The following is a 16,041-nucleotide window of genomic DNA, read 5'->3' on the forward strand; positions in this document are numbered from 1 at the left end:
GCCCGGTCGGCCTCACGGAACTCGTCGTACCTCCCCGGTAGGCTCGCCGCGTCGTTGACGGCTGCCATCGCTGGACCCATTTGCTGGAGGAGTAGGACCTCGTGACTGCGCAACAGGAGATCCTCTACGGCGCCGACGACCTCACGCACCTCGAAGGTCTCGACGCGGTGCGCAAGCGTCCGGGCATGTACATCGGCTCGACCGACAGCCGCGGGGTCAACCACCTGGCCAACGAGATCATCGACAACGCCACCGACGAGGGCGTGGCCGGCCACGCCGAGCGGGTCGAGGTCACCCTGCACGCCGACGGCTCGGTCCAGGTCGACGACGACGGCCGCGGCATCCCGACCGACATCAACGCCAAGTCCGGCCTCAACGGCGTCGAGCTGGTGCTCACCCGGCTGCACGCCGGCGGCAAGTTCGGCGGCTCGGGCTACAAGACCTCCGGCGGCCTGCACGGCGTGGGCGCCTCCGCGGTCAACGCGCTGTCGCTGCGCTTCGACGTCACCGTCAAGCGCGACGGCAAGGTGCACGAGCTCTCCTTCCAGCGCGGCGTGCCCGGCGTCTTCTCCGGCGACGGCCCGGCGGCGAAGTTCCACGCCGAATCCGGGCTGCGCGTCGTGCGCAAGATGAAGCGCGGCGAGCGCTCCGGCACGTCCATCCGCTATTGGTACGACGCCCGCTACTTCGAGACGGGCGCGCGGCTCGACGCCGGCATCGTGCGGGCCAAGCTGCGCAACACCGCGTTCCTCGTTCCCGGCGTCACGTACGTGTTGCGCGACTTCACCGGCGAGGCGCCGGTCGAGGAGACGTTCCACTACCCGAACGGGCTCGGCGACATGGTCGAGTTCCTCACGCCGGCGGCCGACAAGCCGGTCTCCGGGCTCCTCATGGTCACCGGCGAGGGCACCTACAAGGAGAACGCCGCCGACGCCAACGGCGTGATGCAGTCCAACGTCGAGCGGCGCGCCCAGGTCGAGGTCGCCTTCCGCTGGGGCACGGGCTACGAGCGTACGGTCGAATGCTTCACCAACACGATCCGCAACATGCACGGTGGCACCCACCGCAAGGGCTTCGAACGGGCCCTGGTGCGCGCCCTGAGCGAGGCGGTCCGCAACGCCCGTGGCCTGCTCAAGCCCAAGGAGGACGCCCCGGTCCTGGACGACTACCTGGAGGGCCTGACCGCGGTCATCCACGTCCGGGTGCCCGAGCCGCAGTTCACCTCGCAGACCAAGGACGAGCTCTCCACCGCGGGCATCACCCGGGTCCTGCAGGGCCTGGTCGAGCAGCACCTCAAGCAGTGGATCGACGACCGGCGCACCAAGAGCGAGGCTCGCACGGTCCTGCAGAAGGTGGTCGACGCGGCCCGCGTGCGGCTCACCCAGAAGCAGCAGAAGGACGCGGCCCGGCGCAAGACCGCCCTCGAGGGCGCCTCGATGCCGCCCAAGCTGGTCGACTGCCGCTCCACCGGCATCAGCCGCAGCGAGCTGTACATCGTCGAGGGTGACAGCGCGCTCGGCACCGCCCGGATGGCCCGCAGCTCGGAATACCAGGCGCTGCTGCCGATCCGGGGCAAGATCCTCAACGTCCAGAAGGCCGGCCTGCAGCAGGTCCTCGACAACGCCGAGTGCTCGGCCATCGTGCAGGTGCTCGGCGCCGGCTCCGGCCGGACGTTCGACATCAGCGCCATGCGCTACGGCCGGGTCATGATCATGGCGGACGCGGACGTCGACGGCTCGCACATCCGCACGCTGCTCATCACGCTCTTCGCGAAGTACATGCGCCCGGTGATCGAGGCGGGCCGGCTGTTCGCCGCGATGCCGCCACTGCACAAGGTGAGCACCAAGGGCCGCAACTCCGAGACCGTGTACACGTACACCCAGCAGGAGATGGAGGCGACCGTCGCCAAGCTGGAGCGGTCCGGCAAGACCGTCTCCAAGCCGGTGCCCCGGTTCAAGGGCCTGGGCGAGATGGACGCCGACGAGCTGTGGGACACCACCATGAACCCCGCCACGCGTACGGTCCGGCGGATCACGCTCGACGACGCCGAGCGGGCCGAGGCCACGCTGGAGCTGCTCATGGGGGAGCGGGTCGAGCCGCGCAAGAACTGGCTGATCGAGGCCGCCGGCCGGATCGACCAGGAAACGATCGACGCCTGAGGGACGGGTCAACAGACATGGCACGCCGCAAGAACGAGCAGTCCCGGGTGGACCTGTCGGCCTTCGACCAGGCCGGTGCCCGGGTCATCGACAACCCGATCACCACCGAGGTCGAGGATTCCTACCTGGAGTACGCCTACTCGGTCATCCACTCGCGCGCCCTGCCCGACGCCCGCGACGGGCTCAAGCCGGTGCACCGCCGCATCCTCTGGTCGATGCAGGAGCAGGGCTACCGCCCGGACCGCGCATACGTGAAGTCCGCGCGCGTCGTCGGCGACGTCATGGGTAAGTACCACCCGCACGGCAACCTGGCGATCTACGACGCGATGGTCCGCCTCGCGCAGGACTTCTCGCTCAACGTCCCGCTCATCGACGGCCACGGCAACTTCGGCTCCCCCGACGACGGCCCGGCCGCGGAGCGATACACCGAATCCCGGATGTCGCGCGAGGCGATGCTGCTGGTCGGCGAGCTCGCCGAGGGCACCGTCGACTTCAAGCCCAACTACGACGGCTCCGAACTCGAGCCGAAGGTGCTGCCCGCGGCGTTCCCCAACCTGCTGGTCAACGGCACGTCGGGCATCGCGGTCGGCATGGCCACCAACATGATCCCGCACAACCTCGGCGAGGTCATCGCGGCGGCGCGGCACCTCATCACCGACCCGGAGGCCGATCTCGACGCGATCATGCGCTTCGTGCCCGGCCCCGACCTGCCCACCGGCGGCCAACTGCTCGGGCTCGACGAGGTGCGCCGGGCATACGAGACGGGCCGGGGCGTGGTCCGCATGCGCGCCCGCGCCCAGACCGGCCCGCTCGAGGGCGGCCGCGGCCGGCAGGCCATCACAGTCGTCGAGCTGCCGTACGGCGTGGGCACCGAGAAGATCATCGAGGCGATCACCGACGAGGTGAAGGGCAAACTCATCACCTCCGGCCCGCGCAAGGGCCAGCGGCAGGCCGCCCGCCTGCAGGGCATCGCCGACGTCAAGGACCTCACCGACCGCGAGCACGGCACCCGCCTCGTGATCGAGTGCAAGGTCGGCGTCAACCCGCAGGCGTTGCTGGCCGACCTCTACCGGCTCACGCCGCTGGAGACCTCGTTCGGCATCAACAACCTCGTGCTGGTGAACGGCCAGCCTCGCACCCTGGGGCTCAAGGAGCTCCTCGAGGTGTTCCTGGCACACCGCTACGAGGTCGTCACCCGGCGTACGACGCACCGGCGTACCAAGCGGCAGGACCGGCTGCACCTCGTCGACGGCCTGCTCATCGCGCTCATCGACATCGACCGGGTGGTCGCGATCATCCGCGGCAGCGACGACGCGGCGGCCGCCAAGGCGAGCCTGATGAGCGAGTTCGGTCTCACCGAGATCCAGGCCAACTACATCCTGGACACCCCGCTGCGCCGGCTGACCCGCTTCGACCGCATCGAGCTGGAGACCGAGCAGCAGCGGCTCAACGAGGAGATCGCCGAGCTCTCGCGCATCCTCGACAACGTGGACGTGCTCCGCCAGGTCGTCTCCGACGAGCTCGCCGCCGTCGCGGCCGAGTTCGCCACCCCGCGGCGTACGACGCTGATCGACGGCGACCTCAAGGAGGTGCTGGCGGCGTCCGCCCCGGCCGGCCCGCTCGAGGTCGCCGACGACCCCTGCCAGGTGATCCTCTCCGCCACCGGCCTCATCGCGCGCACCGCGGCGGAGAGCGAGGAGGCGACCGAGGCCCGGCGCCGCAGCGGCCGCGTCAAGCACGACGCCGTCCGCGCGGTGGTCCACTCCACCGCCCGCGGCCGCGTCCTGCTCATCACCAGCGCCGGCCGGGCCTTCAAGACCGACGTGCTGCCCCTGCCGGTGCTGCCGGAACAGTCCGGCACGGTCTCCCTGCGCGGCGGCATGTCCGCCTCCGAGCTGATCCCGCTCGAGAAGGGCGAACGCGTGGTCGGCCTGGCCCCGCTGAACGCCGACGGCTCACCGGGCCTCGCCCTCGGCACCCGCCAGGGCGTCGTGAAGGTCTGCGCCCCGGAATGGCCCGTACGCTCCGACGAGTTCGAGGTCATCACGCTCAAGGACGGCGACGAGGTGGTCCAGGCGACCTGGCTGACCGACGGGGCCGAGTCCCTCGTCTTCGTCACGTCCGACGCGTCCCTGCTGCGTTTCCCGGCGAAACTCGTGCGGCCTCAGGGACTCAAGGGTGGCGGCATGGCCGGCGTCAACCTCGGGGCGGATGCGCAAGTGCTGTCCTTCAACGCGATCGACACCAAGGACGAGCAGCACGGTGAGCCGATGGTGGTGACGTCGACCGGGACCCAGGTCAAGGTCACGCCGTTCGCGGCGTATCCGGCCAAGGGGCGGGCGACGGGCGGGGTTCGGGTGCAGCGGTTCCTCAAGGGTGAGTCTCAGCTGGCGGTTGCTTGGGTCGGGCCTCGGCCGGTGGGGGCCAGCAGTACGGGGGATCCGGTGGATCTTCCGGATCCGGATGGTCGGCGGGACGGGTCGGGGGAGGCGGTTCTCATGGGGCCTCAGATCGTTGGTCATCTGATCGAACGCGGCTGAACCGGTCTTTCGCTTGCGGTTTGACGGTGGGGGGCCGGGGTGACCAAGACGGCTGGTGGGGCGTTTTATGCCGTTCTTGGTCACCCCGGCCCCCCACCTTGCGTGGTTTCATGCTGCGGGATCGTGGTGGTTCCTCGCTGCTTTCGTGCATGGGTGAGCCTCGCGGTCGCCTTGCGGTGGGTGGTCTGGCTGCCGCGCGGTGGTGACGGTTCGCGGGTTTGTCCGGCAGGCCCGGGTCCGTGGGGGTCAGGCGGACGCACCGCGCCGGTTGCGGTCGCGTGGGCGGCGCGATGACCTTCAGGCGGGCGCACCGCGCCGGTTGCGGTCGCCTGGGCGGCGCGATGACCTTCGGGGCGGTGTCACCAGGTGGGGCGTAGGCGGCCGGGGGTGGCGAGTTTGGCGAGGTCCTGGCGGAGGGCTGTGAGGCGTTCGGGTCCCAGGTCGTCGGCCCACGGGCGTAGAACCTCTTCTGCTGCCTCGTCGGCGGCGCGCGTGCAGGCCCGGCCTTTGCCGGTGAGCACGATCAGGCGGGCGCGGGCGTCCGTCGGGTGTGGGCGTCGTTCCACGTAGCCCTTCTGTGCCAGTTCTTCCACCATCTGGCTGGCTGCCTGCTTGGTGACGTCGAGATGCTCCGCCAGTTGCACCACCGTGGCGCCTTCTCCGGCCAGGCGCGCGAAGGCGAAGCCGTGCGCCGGTCGCAGGTCGGTGAAGCCGCGCGCGCGGACCCCGGCGTCGATGCCGTCCACGAGCGCTCGCGCCGCGCTCAGCAGGAGGACCGGGAGGTCGAGGAGGTTCACGCGATCAGTTTGACATACAAGTCAAGGTGCTTGACTATATAGTCAAGCTGCTTGACCAAGGGGAGGTAAAGATGACTGTGATTCGGGAGCATGACGCCGTGGAGCACCGCTTGCACGGGGCGACGTTCCATTCGTTCCTGGCTCCGTCGCGGGGGAGCCGGGAGCTTTGTGCCTGGCGGCTCGAGATTGCCGACGGGACCGTGGGCGTGCCGCATCGGGTCAGCCGGGAGGAGGTTCTTCTCGTGCTGTCCGGAGAGGTGACCACAGCCATCGACGGGGAGACCGCCACGGTGCGGGCCGGGGAAGCCGCCTTCGTGCCGGCCGGGGCGGAGTTCGCGATCGACAACACGTCCGGCGGTCCGGCCACCGCTTGGGTGACCACGAGCGTCGGTCTACGGGCCACCCTCGCCGACGGGTCGGAGATCAGCCCGCCCTGGGTGGCCTGACCGCCGTCGTGGGTGGTTTGACCTGCTGGGCGGCGGCCTGACGTGCGGGCTCTGGACGGCCTGATCGGCCAGTGGGCGGTCTGACCGCATGTCGGGGAGGAGGCAGTCTGCTGTGGACCGGCTCCATGCGGAGTGCGGTTTCCAGCGCCGCGTCCACGTGTCGGGCTGCCTGCTCGGTGGCGATCCGGGATGTCACCGCCGCGGTCGCTGTACTGCCGGAGTTCGTGATTGCGTCCGCGCCGTTGCGCCAACGGCCGGTGCGCCGGTCACGCCAGGCAGCAGGCTGCGGCCGGCGAAGCGAAGAATGGGGTACGGGGAAGAGCGACGGGTTTCTCCGTGGCGGGGACCTGATCGATCCCCGCTGCTGGAGTTCCGTGGTGGTGCCTGCTGTACCGGGGTCCTACTTCGACGGCTCGGGGATATCGCACTTGATCTTGGGGTTGACGCCGAGCCAGTTCAGCGGGCCGGCCACCACGGTGACGACGACCGTGCCGGCTTTGGCGCAGCTGGCGTCGCCGGTGTCCTTGAAGTAACCGCGCTCGAACGCGGCGACGGCGCCGAGCACGAGCCAAAGGATGACGATGATTCCGCCGATCGATCCTGCGCGCATCGGGGGCTCCTAAACGATGTGGGGGAGTGGCCCGCGAGATACCCCGTACCCGTTGATCTCTAAACGGCCGCGCGCACCGCCTGGAGGGTGTAGCTGTGCGGCAGCCGCCGCGGGCGGTCCGTGACCTGCCACTCGCCGCCCGGGAGGCGGGTCATCGTGCCCGGCAGTGCCTCCCACGGGACGGTGTCGTGCTCGACCAGGCCGGTGATCGTCATGCCGGCCGCCAGCAGGGCGGTCACGATCTCGCCCAGGCCGTGGTTCCACGAGTGGGTGGTGGTGTGCTGGAACGTGCGGTCCGTGTCGACGTACGTGCCGCCGTCCTCCCAGATCAGCGGCTCCTCGTGCTCGAAGTACGGGAATTCGAGCACGAGCAGGCCGTCCTCCCGGTCGTCCTGCAGCGACCACAGCACCGGGTGGCCCTCGCGGATGAACAGCCGGCCTCCCGGCCGCAACAGGGTCGCCACCACGTTCGCCCAGCGGCGGATGTCGGGCAGCCAGCCGATCGCCCCGATGCCGGTGTACACCAGGTCGAAGGCGCCGGCGCCGAGCACGTCCGGGGCGCCGTACACGTCGGATTCGACGAAGTCGACCGGGGTGCCGGACGCTGCCGCGAGCCGGCGCGCCTCCGTGAGCGACGCCGGGGAGAAGTCGAGGCCGGTCATGGTCGCGCCCAGCCGGGCCAGCGACACGGTGTCGGTGCCGATGTGGCATTGCAGGTGGACGCCGCGGAGCCCGTCGATGTCGCCGAGCAGCGGCCGGTCGAAGGTGACGACGTCGCTCAGATGGTGTGGATCACGGGCGAAGGCGGCGACGTTGTAACCGGCGGAGGCGGCGTGGGCTGGTGCCCGTTCGTCCCAGTTGGCGCGGTTGACGTCGCGATAGTCCGTCATGATCTCCGACCGTAGAGCATGCCGCGCGTGGTTTTCGGCGCCGGTCTGGCACATCATGGTGAGGGGCCAGTCGACACGGGGGACGGAGAGGCGGGTGCGGGGTTGGAGACCAGGCGTACGACGGTGCGGGACGTCCGCCGAGCGAACCGGGCCAGCCTGCTCACCGACCTCTTCCACGGCGGGCGCCAGAGCCGGCAGGAGCTCGGTGACACGACCGCGCTCAGCCAGGCCAGCGTCAGCAACCTCATCGGCGAGATGATCGAGGAGGGGCTGGTCGAGGAGGCCGGCCTGGTCGGCTCGGACGGCGGCCGGCCGCGGGCGCTGCTGCGCGTCGCGCCCGGCTTCGGCTACGTCGCCGGTGCCGACGTCGGGGAGAGCCGGGTCACGGTCGAGCTGTACGACCTGGCGATGTCCCGCCTCGGCTTCGCCCAGATCCCGATCGCGACCGGTGCTGCCGGCGGCCCCGATCCGGAATCCGCCGCCGAGAAGCTGCTCGAGGGACTCGACGCGGTCGTCGCGGAGGCCGGCATCGAGAAGTCCGAGGTTCTCGGCTTCGGGGTGGGCGTCGCCGGCGTGGTCGACCAGAGCGGGGAAGCGCCGGTGGTGCACTCGCAGACGACCGGCTGGGACGGTGTGCCGCTCGGGCGGATGCTGCGCGACGGCACCGACGTCCCGATCTTCGTGGAGAACGGCGCGAAGACCGTCGGCCAGGCCGAGATGTGGTTCGGCGCCGGCCGCGGGGCGCGGCACGCGGTCATCGTCATGGTCGGTACGGGCGTCGGCGCCGCAGTCGTGATGGACGGCCGGAGCTACCGCGGCGCCCACAGCAACGCGGGCGAATGGGGCCACACCACCCTCGTGTACGGCGGGGACGTGTGCCGTTGCGGGGCGCGGGGGTGTCTGGAGGCGTACATCGGTTCCGACAAGGTCATCGCCCGGCTGGCGGAGGTGACCGGGCAGGAGCCCGACCCCAAGCTGCTCAACCGGGTGCTGGCCGCGCAGGGGGAGCTGGAGGAGGGGGTGGCCGAGGTCATCCGGCAGACGGTCGGCTACCTGGGCGCCGGGATCGCGGGATTGGTCAACCTTTTCTCGCCCGAGCGCATCGTGCTCGGCGGCCCGGCGGGCTTGGCGCTGGGAGAGCGCTTCCTTCCGGACATTCGGGATGCGGCTGCGCGGAATGCTCTGCGGCATCCGTACTCGCGTACCCGGATCGACCTCTGCCAGCTGGGGCCGGACGCGGTGGCGATGGGCGCGGCCACCCTGCCGATCGCCCGGCTGCTCGCCGACGGCGGCCTGCCGGTCACGGCGGGCCCGGCGCCGATGTCCCGCGCCGCCCACCGCAGGTCCCTGAGCCGCGGCCGGCCGTGAGCCGGCACTGAGCCGCGGGCTGGGTGCGCTGAGGGGCTGGCCGTGGCTGGTGCGCTGAGGGGCTGGCCGTGGCTGGTGCGCTGAAGGGCTGGGCCGTGGCTGGTGCGCTGAAGGGCTGGGCCGTGGCTGGTGCTCTGAGGGGCTGGGCCGTGCCTGGAGGGCTGGCGGGCGGGGGACTGGGTCGCGGCCGGCCGAGTGAGGGCTCGGTCGTTGCCGGCCGGGCGAGTGGGAGAGTGCTATCCGGCAGTCACGTCGCGGGCCCACGGTGGGAGGGACGGTGACGACACCGTTACGGCGACGGTAGCGGGTTCCGGCTCCACGACGGGCGGCGGCACATGGCTGGTGGACCGGCCGGCGGCCACCTCGTCGGCTCGCAGCGGCCAGTCGCGGTGCGGGAGGTAGGCCGTCCGCCAGATGATTTTCAGCAGGAGCGGCCCGCTCGGCATGGCCGACGGGCCCATGGTCAGCAGGATGAGCGCATCGCGGCGCCGGTAGGAAACCTTGGGCGCGATCCACGTTCCGAACAGGCAGGGCAGAATGCCGCTGACGAACCACCCGAGATACTTGCTGCCGGTGATCTCGCTGACGAGCGTCTCGGGACCGACCGAGGCGAGCAGCAGGGCGACGCCGAGCACCGCGGCCACCGCGATGCGGGCCGCGCGCCCGCGCGGTGGTGTCCTGGACCCGATCACGGTCGGAGCGTAGAGCCTCCTTGATCGTTCCGGGCCCACGGTCCGGGCCGCTTTTTGTGGCGGTTCGGCCGGACGGATTCGCGGATGCGGCCACCGGCGGGTCCTGATTATGCTGGCGGTGCGCGAAAACACTGCCCCGTCGGTAGTCGGGGCGCCGTCCGTGCCGGGCGGCCCGTCTCCTGCCGGTCGCGTCGCCGACCGGTTGTCCAGCGCAGGCCGAACCATGCCTGCGCCCAGGAGACGACGATGGCAACGATGACGGTTTACTACGACGATCCCTTCTGGGTCGCTGTGCTGGAAGTGCTCGACGGCGACCGGGTCCGCGCGACCCGGCACGTCTTCGGCGCCGAGCCGACCGACGCCGAGCTCTATGAATTCCTGCTCCGCCACGGTGGCGACCTGTTGGCGTCCGCGCAGCAGAGCCCGGCCGTGTCATTCGATCAGGCACCCCCGCCGCGCAATCCGAAGCGGATGGCTCGTGCCGCCGCCCGCGCCGCCGCCGAGGCGCGGCCCAGCACCGCCGCGCAGGAGGCCGTGAAGAAGGCTATGGAGCTGCGCAAGCAGGCGTCGGCGGAACGCGGGCGCGAACATCGGGCGGCGCACGCGGAGCATCGCCGGGAGATGCGCCGCGCCAAGTCCCGGGCCCGGCACCGCGGTCATTGACCCGACGTGCCGAGGCGGCTCGACAGGCCTGCCGCCTATCCGGGCCCGGGTGACGGGGCGGCCGCCGGGCGATGCCGGCCCGAGTGGGCGCGGACACGGAGCAGGGCGCGACGGACGTCGCGCCCTGCGTACGGCGAAAGGTGTCAGGCGTTGCGGTGGCGGCTGATCGTGTCGCGGTACCACAACGCCGACTGCTTCGGGGTGCGCCGCTGCGTCGTGTAGTCCACGTGCACGATGCCGAAGCGCTTCGCGTACCCCTCGGCCCATTCGAAGTTGTCCAGCAGGGACCAGGCGAAGTACCCGCGTACGTCCGCGCCCTGCTCGCGTGCCGCCGCCACCGCGGCGATGTGCTCCGCCAGGTAGGCCGTGCGGTCCTCGTCGGCCACGGCGCCGGATTCGTCGGCCGTGTCGTCGAAGGCCGCGCCGTTCTCGGTGACGACGAGCGGCAGGCCGGGGTAGTCCTGGTGCAGGCGGACCAGCAGCTGGGTGAAGCGCTCCGGCGTGATGGGCCAGTTCATCGCGGTGCGCGGGCGGTCCGGGAGGATGGCGCGGACCACGGGGTTGCCGTCGGGGTCCACTGTGCTGCCGTTCTCGTCGGTGCCGCTGAAGTCCTGGCCGAAGTAGAAGTTCACGCCCAGCACCTCGATCGGCGTCGAGATGATGTCGAGGTCGCCGTCCTGGATCGGGAAGGCGGTGCCGCGTGCGGCCAGGTCGTCGACGATGTCCTGCGGGTAGGTGCCCTTGTGCAGCGGGTCCAGGTAGATGCGCAGGCCCATGCCGTCGGCGCGGCGGGCGGCGTCGCGGTCCGCCGGCGAGTCGGTCGCCGGGTCGGCCGTACCCATGTTCAGGGTGATGCCGAAGGTGTGCTCGCGCGTCGCCGCCGCCTTCATCGCCCGGGTGGCGAGGCCGTGGCCGAGCAGCAGGTGGTGGACCGCGGCGACGCTCGCGTCGAAGTCCTTGCGGCCCGGGGCGTGCACTCCGGTGGCGTAGCCCAGCCAGGCCGAGCACCAGGGCTCGTTGAGCGTGGTCCAGGTGTCGACGCGGTCGCTGAGCTTGTCGAAGACCATCATCGCGTAGTCGGCGAACCGGTACGCCGTGTCCCGGTTCGGCCAGCCGCCGGCGTCCTCGAGCTCCTGCGGCAGGTCCCAGTGGTAGAGCGTGACCCAGGGGTCGATGCCCGACGCGAGCAGCTCGTCGGTGAGCCGGTCGTAGAACGCGAGGCCGGCGGGGTTCACCGGGCCGCGGCCGCGCGGCTGGACCCGCGGCCAGGCCACCGAGAATCGGTACGTGTCCACGCCCAGGCTCTTGATCAGGGCCACGTCCTGGGGCATCCGGTGGTAGTGGTCGCACGCGACGTCGCCGTTGTCGCCGCCCACGACGGCGCCGGGCACCCGGCAGAAGGTGTCCCAGATGGACGGTGTCCGCCCGTCCTCGGCGACGGCGCCCTCGATCTGGTACGACGAGGTGGCGACGCCCCACTTGAACGACGGGGGGAAGTCGGCTGCGGGCAGCAGCAGTCCGGGGGCGGAGCTGGCGGTGGGGTTCATGCTTCTCCTGGTGGGGATGGATAGGAGACGGCCCCGGCGAGGAGGGCCGGGGCCGTCGAATCTCCGTGCCTAACCGACCGGTTGCTTGACCGGGTGGAGCCAGCAGGCCACGGTACGGGTGGTCCCGTCCGGGGTGTCCGGGTTGCCGAGCACCGGGATGTTGTCGGCGCACGGGTCGAACACCTTGGGGCAGCGCGGGTGGAACGAGCAGCCCGTGGGCATGCCCTTGAGGTCCGGCGGCGAACCGGGGATGCCGCTGAGCTCGCGGCGCGGGCCGCGCAGCGCGGGGAAGGATCCGAGAAGGCCCGCGCTGTACGGGTGCAGCGAGTCCCGGTACAGCGTGGGGGCCTGCGCCTCCTCGACGATCCGGCCGCCGTACATGATCGCGATCCGGTTGGAGAACTCGACCAGCAGGGACAGGTCGTGGGTGATGAAGATGACCGAGAAGCCCAGCCGCTCGCGCAGCTCGATGAGCTGGCCCAGGATCTGCCGCTGCATCACCACGTCCAGGGCGGTGGTCGGCTCGTCCATGATGACCACCTGGGGTTGCAGGATCAGCGCCATGCCGATCATCACGCGCTGGCGCATGCCGCCGGAGAGCTGGTGCGGGTAGGCGTCCATCCGGTCCGGCGAGATGCCGACCAGCTTGAGCATCTCGCGGGCGCGGGCGTTGCGGCTGTGCGCCGACATCTTCGGGTCGTGGGCCTGGAGGACATCGGTCAACTGCGTCGAGATCTTGTGTACGGGGTTCAGCGAGTTCATCGCCCCCTGGAACACGATCGCCGTCTCCGCCCACCGGAACTTGCGGAGTCCCTCGTCGTCGAGGCCGAGCACGTCGTACGGCTCGCCGTTCTCCGGATGGTAGACGACCTCGCCGCCGGTGATCACGCCCGGCGGTGCGAGCAGGCGGGTGAGGCCGTACGCGAGAGTCGACTTGCCGGAGCCCGACTCGCCGGCCAGGCCGAGGACTTCGCCGCGGTGCAGGGTGAGGTTCACGTCGCGTACCGCGTGCACCGCCTGATCGCCGAGGCCGTAGTCGACGTTGAGGTTCTTGATCTCGAGGACGGGCTCGCCGCTCACTGCGTGGCCTCCTTGCTGCCGCGGTTCACCGGCGTCGCCGCCGCTGTGTTGATCGTGGGGATCGGCCGCGCCTGGGTGTGCGGCGCCGGCGAGTTGCTCAGCACCGGGGTGAAGCCGACTCTCATCCGTACCGTATGGCCGGAGGCGGTCTTGACCTTGGTCTTGCCGGCGCTGCGCAGGCGGGGGCTGACGAACTCGTCGATCCCGAAGTTGATCAGCGCCAGGGCGGTGCCGAGGAAGGCGATCGCCAGGCCGGCCGGGACGAACCACCACCAGGCGCCCTGGGCCAGCGCCTGCTGGCTCTGCGCCCAGAACAGGATCGTGCCCCAGTTCCACGTCGAGACCGACCCGATGCCGATGAAGGCCAGGGTGATCTCGGAGGTGACCGCGAAGATGACCGTGCCGACGAAGCCGGAGGCGATGATGGCGGTCAGGTTGGGCAGGATCTCGAAGAGGATGACCCGCCAGGTCGACTCCCCGTTGGCGCGGGAGGCCTCGACGTATTCGCGCCGGCGCAGCGACAGCGTCTGGGCTCTGAGGATGCGGGCCCCCCAGGCCCAGGACGTGAAGCCGATGATCAGGGCGACCAGCGCGTCGCCGCCGCCGGGCGCCGCCGCCGTCACGATGATGATCAGTGGCAGGGCGGGGATGACCAGGAAGACGTTGGACAGCGCGGAGAGACCGTCGTCCCAGCCGCCGCCGAGGTAGCCGGCGGTGACACCGATGAGGACGGACAGGATCGTGGCGATGACGCCGGCCGAGATGCCGACGAGCATGACGCCGCGGGTGCCGACCAGCACCTGGCTGAACACGTCCTGGCCGAGGTGGGTGGTGCCGAACCAGTGGTCGGCCGACGGCGGCGCGGTCAGGGCCGGCCCGCGGGCGTCCGGGTCGTACGGCGCGATCCACGGCCCGATGATGGCGAAGAGGAGGTAGAGGCCGAGTACGACCAGGCCGGTCGTGGCCTTCGCGTTGGCGACGAAGCGGAACCGCTTGCGCTTTCCCTTGACCGGCTTCGCCGGCTCGGGCTGGGCCATCGCCCCCTGTCCGGGGATGACCTGCTCGACGCTGGAGGTGGGGATGGTCACCGGTCAGCCCTCCTTGCGGGTACGCGGGTCGAGCAGCAGGTACACGATGTCGGCGAGCAGGTTCGCGACCAGCACCGAGATGGTGATGACCAGGAAGATGCCCTGCATCAGCGGATAGTCCTTGGCCCCGACCGCCCGGAAGAGCAGGAAGCCGAGCCCCGGGTACGAGAAGACGATCTCCACGAGCAGCGTGCCGCCGACGATGAAGCCCAGCGACAGCGCGAAGCCGGACACGTTGGGCAGCAGGGCGTTGCGGGCCGCGTAGCTCAGTGCCACCCGGCGGTCGGAGAGGCCCTTGGCGTGCGCGACGGTGATGTAGTCCTCCGCCGCGACGGTCACCATCATGTTGCGCATGCTGAGGATCCAGCCGCTGACCGAGGAGATGAGGATGGTCAGCGCGGGCAGCAGGCTGTGCTGGATGGCGCTGGGGATGAAGTACTGGTCCCACGCCGGCACCAGGCCCGGCTCGTAGCCGCCCGAGGAGGGGAAGAAGCTGTCCGGGCCGGCCAGCAGGTAGATCGCCAGCAGGCCGAGCCAGAAGTACGGCACGGACGACAGGAACGTCGTGGTCGGCAGCAGGCCGTCGATCCAGGAGCCGCGCCGCCACCCGGCGAGCACGCCGAGGCCGGTGCCGATGAAGAAGCTGATGATGGTGGTGATGCCGACCAGCGCCACGGTCCAGGGCAGCGCGTCGCTGATGACCTCCGAGACGCTCGCCGGGAACGCGGTGAACGACAGACCCAGGTCGCCGTGGAAGAGCTGCTTCCAGTAGTCGACGTACTGGCTCCAGAGGCTGGCGTTCTTGTCGAGGCCGAAGAGCACGTAGAGGGAGTCGATCGCGTCGGTGCTCATCTGCCCCTGGAAGCGGGCGAGCAGCGACTTGACCGGGTCGCCCGGGATCATCCGGGGGATGAAGAAGTTGATGGTGATCGCGGCCCACGCCGTGAAGACGTAGAACAGGATCCGCTGGAGCAGGTACCTCATCGGGCGCCCTCCACCTTCACGATTCCGGCCGCCGCGGCCGATCCGGGCTGCTGCGTGGCGACCGTCGCCTCGTCGTAGAGCCAGCAGGCGGCCCAGTGACCGGGGGCGTCACCGATCTCGAGGCGGACCGGCAGGTCGGTCGTGCAGCGCGGCATCGCCATCGGGCAGCGTGGGTGGAAACGGCAGCCGGCGGGCGGCCGGATCAGGCTGGGCGGTTCGCCGTTGCCGCGGTCGCCGGTGTCCTCGAGCATGTTGTGGATGCGGTCCGGGTCCGGCGCCGATTCGATCAGGAGCCGGGTGTACGGGTGAGCCGGCGACTGAGTGACGCTCTCGCTGTCGCCGCCCTCGACCATCCGGCCGGCGTACATGACCAGGGTCTCGTCGGCGAAGTAGCGGGCCGACGCGATGTCGTGGGTGATGTAGAGGATCGCGAGGTTGAGCCGTTCCTTCAGGTCGCGCAACAGGTTGAGCACGCCGAGGCGGATCGAGACGTCCAGCATGGACACCGGCTCGTCGGCCAGCAGGGCCTCGGGGTTCGCGCCGAGGGCCCGGGCGATCGCGACGCGCTGGCGCTGGCCGCCGGACAGCTCGTGCGGGAACTTGTCGAGGTAGCGCTCGGGCGGGGTCAGGCTGACCCGCCGGAGCAGGTCGGCCAGGGCGTTCTCGAGGTCCTCGGCGGACCGGCCGGCGTTGCCGTGGATCTTCAGCGACCGGGTCAGGTGGTACCGGATGGTGTGCACCGGGTTCAGCGACGCGAACGGGTCCTGGAAGATCATCTGGACCCGCCGGACGTACGACCGGAACTGCCGGCCGCCCTTGACCCGCGTCGACTCCCCGTGCAGCTGGATGTCGCCGCCGGTGCGCGGGTACAGCTGCGCGAGCAGGCGCGCGACCGTGGACTTGCCGGAGCCGGACTCGCCGACGAGCGCGACCACCCGACCACGCCGCAGCGTCAGGTTCACGTCGTCGACCGCGTGCACCGCGTCGTGCTCGCGCTTGAACAGGTCGCGCAGCTTCCGGCGGACGGGGAAGTGCTTGGTCAGGCCGATCGCCTCAAGCACCACCTCGCGGGCCGGCGCTGTCGCGTCGGGGCTCAACGTCATGCCGAGTTCCTTCGAAGAGGGGGCGGAACCGCCGCGGTGCCGCCCCCGGGACGCGGATCCCGGGGGCGGCGGAG

Annotated in this window: 14 protein-coding genes; 5 read left to right on the forward strand and 9 right to left on the reverse strand. The window is 70.7% G+C overall.

The window, feature by feature from the left end; all coding sequences use genetic code 11:
- Nucleotides 1–101 precede the first annotated feature (101 nt).
- Both ACIBO8_RS16630 and ACIBO8_RS16635 read left to right on the forward strand, forming a co-directional pair.
- The gene (locus ACIBO8_RS16630) at nucleotides 102–2,159 is read left to right on the forward strand and encodes a type IIA DNA topoisomerase subunit B (RefSeq protein ID WP_396116079.1); all 2,058 of its coding nucleotides are present in this window, start codon (nucleotides 102–104) and stop codon (nucleotides 2,157–2,159) included.
- Between the two features lie 17 nt (nucleotides 2,160–2,176).
- Nucleotides 2,177–4,699: a DNA topoisomerase (ATP-hydrolyzing) subunit A gene (locus ACIBO8_RS16635; RefSeq protein ID WP_396116080.1), complete on the forward strand. Its 2,523-nt coding sequence runs from the start codon at nucleotides 2,177–2,179 to the stop codon at nucleotides 4,697–4,699.
- Nucleotides 4,700–5,058: 359 nt separating this feature from the next.
- Here ACIBO8_RS16635 and ACIBO8_RS16640 read toward each other — a convergent pair whose 3' ends face one another.
- Nucleotides 5,059–5,496 carry a MarR family winged helix-turn-helix transcriptional regulator gene (locus ACIBO8_RS16640; RefSeq protein ID WP_396116081.1) on the reverse strand — a complete coding sequence of 146 codons (438 nt, stop codon included), beginning with the start codon at nucleotides 5,494–5,496 and terminating at the stop codon, nucleotides 5,059–5,061.
- Between the two features lie 71 nt (nucleotides 5,497–5,567).
- Here ACIBO8_RS16640 and ACIBO8_RS16645 point away from each other — a divergent pair, with 71 nt between their 5' ends.
- Nucleotides 5,568–5,942, forward strand: coding sequence for a cupin domain-containing protein (locus ACIBO8_RS16645; protein ID WP_396116082.1), 375 nt, complete (start codon nucleotides 5,568–5,570; stop codon nucleotides 5,940–5,942).
- 400 nt (nucleotides 5,943–6,342) lie between these two features.
- Here the strand turns inward: ACIBO8_RS16645 and ACIBO8_RS16650 are convergent, their stop codons facing one another.
- Both ACIBO8_RS16650 and ACIBO8_RS16655 read right to left on the reverse strand, forming a co-directional pair.
- Nucleotides 6,343–6,552: a hypothetical protein gene (locus ACIBO8_RS16650; protein ID WP_396116083.1), complete on the reverse strand. Its 210-nt coding sequence runs from the start codon at nucleotides 6,550–6,552 to the stop codon at nucleotides 6,343–6,345.
- A 59-nt stretch (nucleotides 6,553–6,611) separates the two neighbouring features.
- Nucleotides 6,612–7,442 carry a class I SAM-dependent methyltransferase gene (locus ACIBO8_RS16655; RefSeq protein WP_396116084.1) on the reverse strand — a complete coding sequence of 277 codons (831 nt, stop codon included), beginning with the start codon at nucleotides 7,440–7,442 and terminating at the stop codon, nucleotides 6,612–6,614.
- 102 nt (nucleotides 7,443–7,544) lie between these two features.
- On the opposite strand from ACIBO8_RS16655, the gene ACIBO8_RS16660 reads away from it, so the two are divergent.
- Entirely contained in the window at nucleotides 7,545–8,810 is a 1,266-nt protein-coding gene (locus ACIBO8_RS16660; RefSeq protein WP_396116085.1) for an ROK family protein, read from the forward strand.
- 236 nt (nucleotides 8,811–9,046) lie between these two features.
- Here the strand turns inward: ACIBO8_RS16660 and ACIBO8_RS16665 are convergent, their stop codons facing one another.
- Nucleotides 9,047–9,502 carry a hypothetical protein gene (locus ACIBO8_RS16665; protein ID WP_396116086.1) on the reverse strand — a complete coding sequence of 152 codons (456 nt, stop codon included), beginning with the start codon at nucleotides 9,500–9,502 and terminating at the stop codon, nucleotides 9,047–9,049.
- A 255-nt stretch (nucleotides 9,503–9,757) separates the two neighbouring features.
- Here ACIBO8_RS16665 and ACIBO8_RS16670 point away from each other — a divergent pair, with 255 nt between their 5' ends.
- Entirely contained in the window at nucleotides 9,758–10,165 is a 408-nt protein-coding gene (locus ACIBO8_RS16670; RefSeq protein WP_396116087.1) for a YjdF family protein, read from the forward strand.
- A gap of 143 nt (nucleotides 10,166–10,308) precedes the next feature.
- On the opposite strand, the gene ACIBO8_RS16675 is transcribed toward ACIBO8_RS16670, so the two are convergent.
- The 5 genes from ACIBO8_RS16675 to ACIBO8_RS16695 form a co-directional block, all read right to left on the reverse strand.
- A complete protein-coding gene (locus ACIBO8_RS16675) occupies nucleotides 10,309–11,712 on the reverse strand; it encodes a GH1 family beta-glucosidase (RefSeq protein ID WP_396116088.1) in 1,404 nt (467 codons plus the stop codon).
- Nucleotides 11,713–11,781: 69 nt separating this feature from the next.
- Entirely contained in the window at nucleotides 11,782–12,792 is a 1,011-nt protein-coding gene (locus ACIBO8_RS16680) for an ABC transporter ATP-binding protein (protein ID WP_396116089.1), read from the reverse strand.
- Nucleotides 12,789–13,880 (reverse strand): ABC transporter permease, encoded by a 1,092-nt coding sequence (locus tag ACIBO8_RS16685; RefSeq protein ID WP_396116090.1) that lies wholly within the window; start codon nucleotides 13,878–13,880, stop codon nucleotides 12,789–12,791. The genes ACIBO8_RS16680 and ACIBO8_RS16685 overlap by 4 nt, the downstream gene beginning before the upstream one ends.
- A 3-nt stretch (nucleotides 13,881–13,883) precedes the next feature.
- Entirely contained in the window at nucleotides 13,884–14,864 is a 981-nt protein-coding gene (locus tag ACIBO8_RS16690; RefSeq protein ID WP_396116091.1) for an ABC transporter permease, read from the reverse strand.
- Nucleotides 14,861–15,967: an ABC transporter ATP-binding protein gene (locus ACIBO8_RS16695; protein WP_396116092.1), complete on the reverse strand. Its 1,107-nt coding sequence runs from the start codon at nucleotides 15,965–15,967 to the stop codon at nucleotides 14,861–14,863. The genes ACIBO8_RS16690 and ACIBO8_RS16695 overlap by 4 nt, the downstream gene beginning before the upstream one ends.
- Nucleotides 15,968–16,041: the final 74 nt, after the last annotated feature.

The organism is Actinoplanes sp. NPDC049681 (assembly GCF_044465265.1).
Lineage (GTDB): Bacteria > Actinomycetota > Actinomycetes > Mycobacteriales > Micromonosporaceae > Actinoplanes.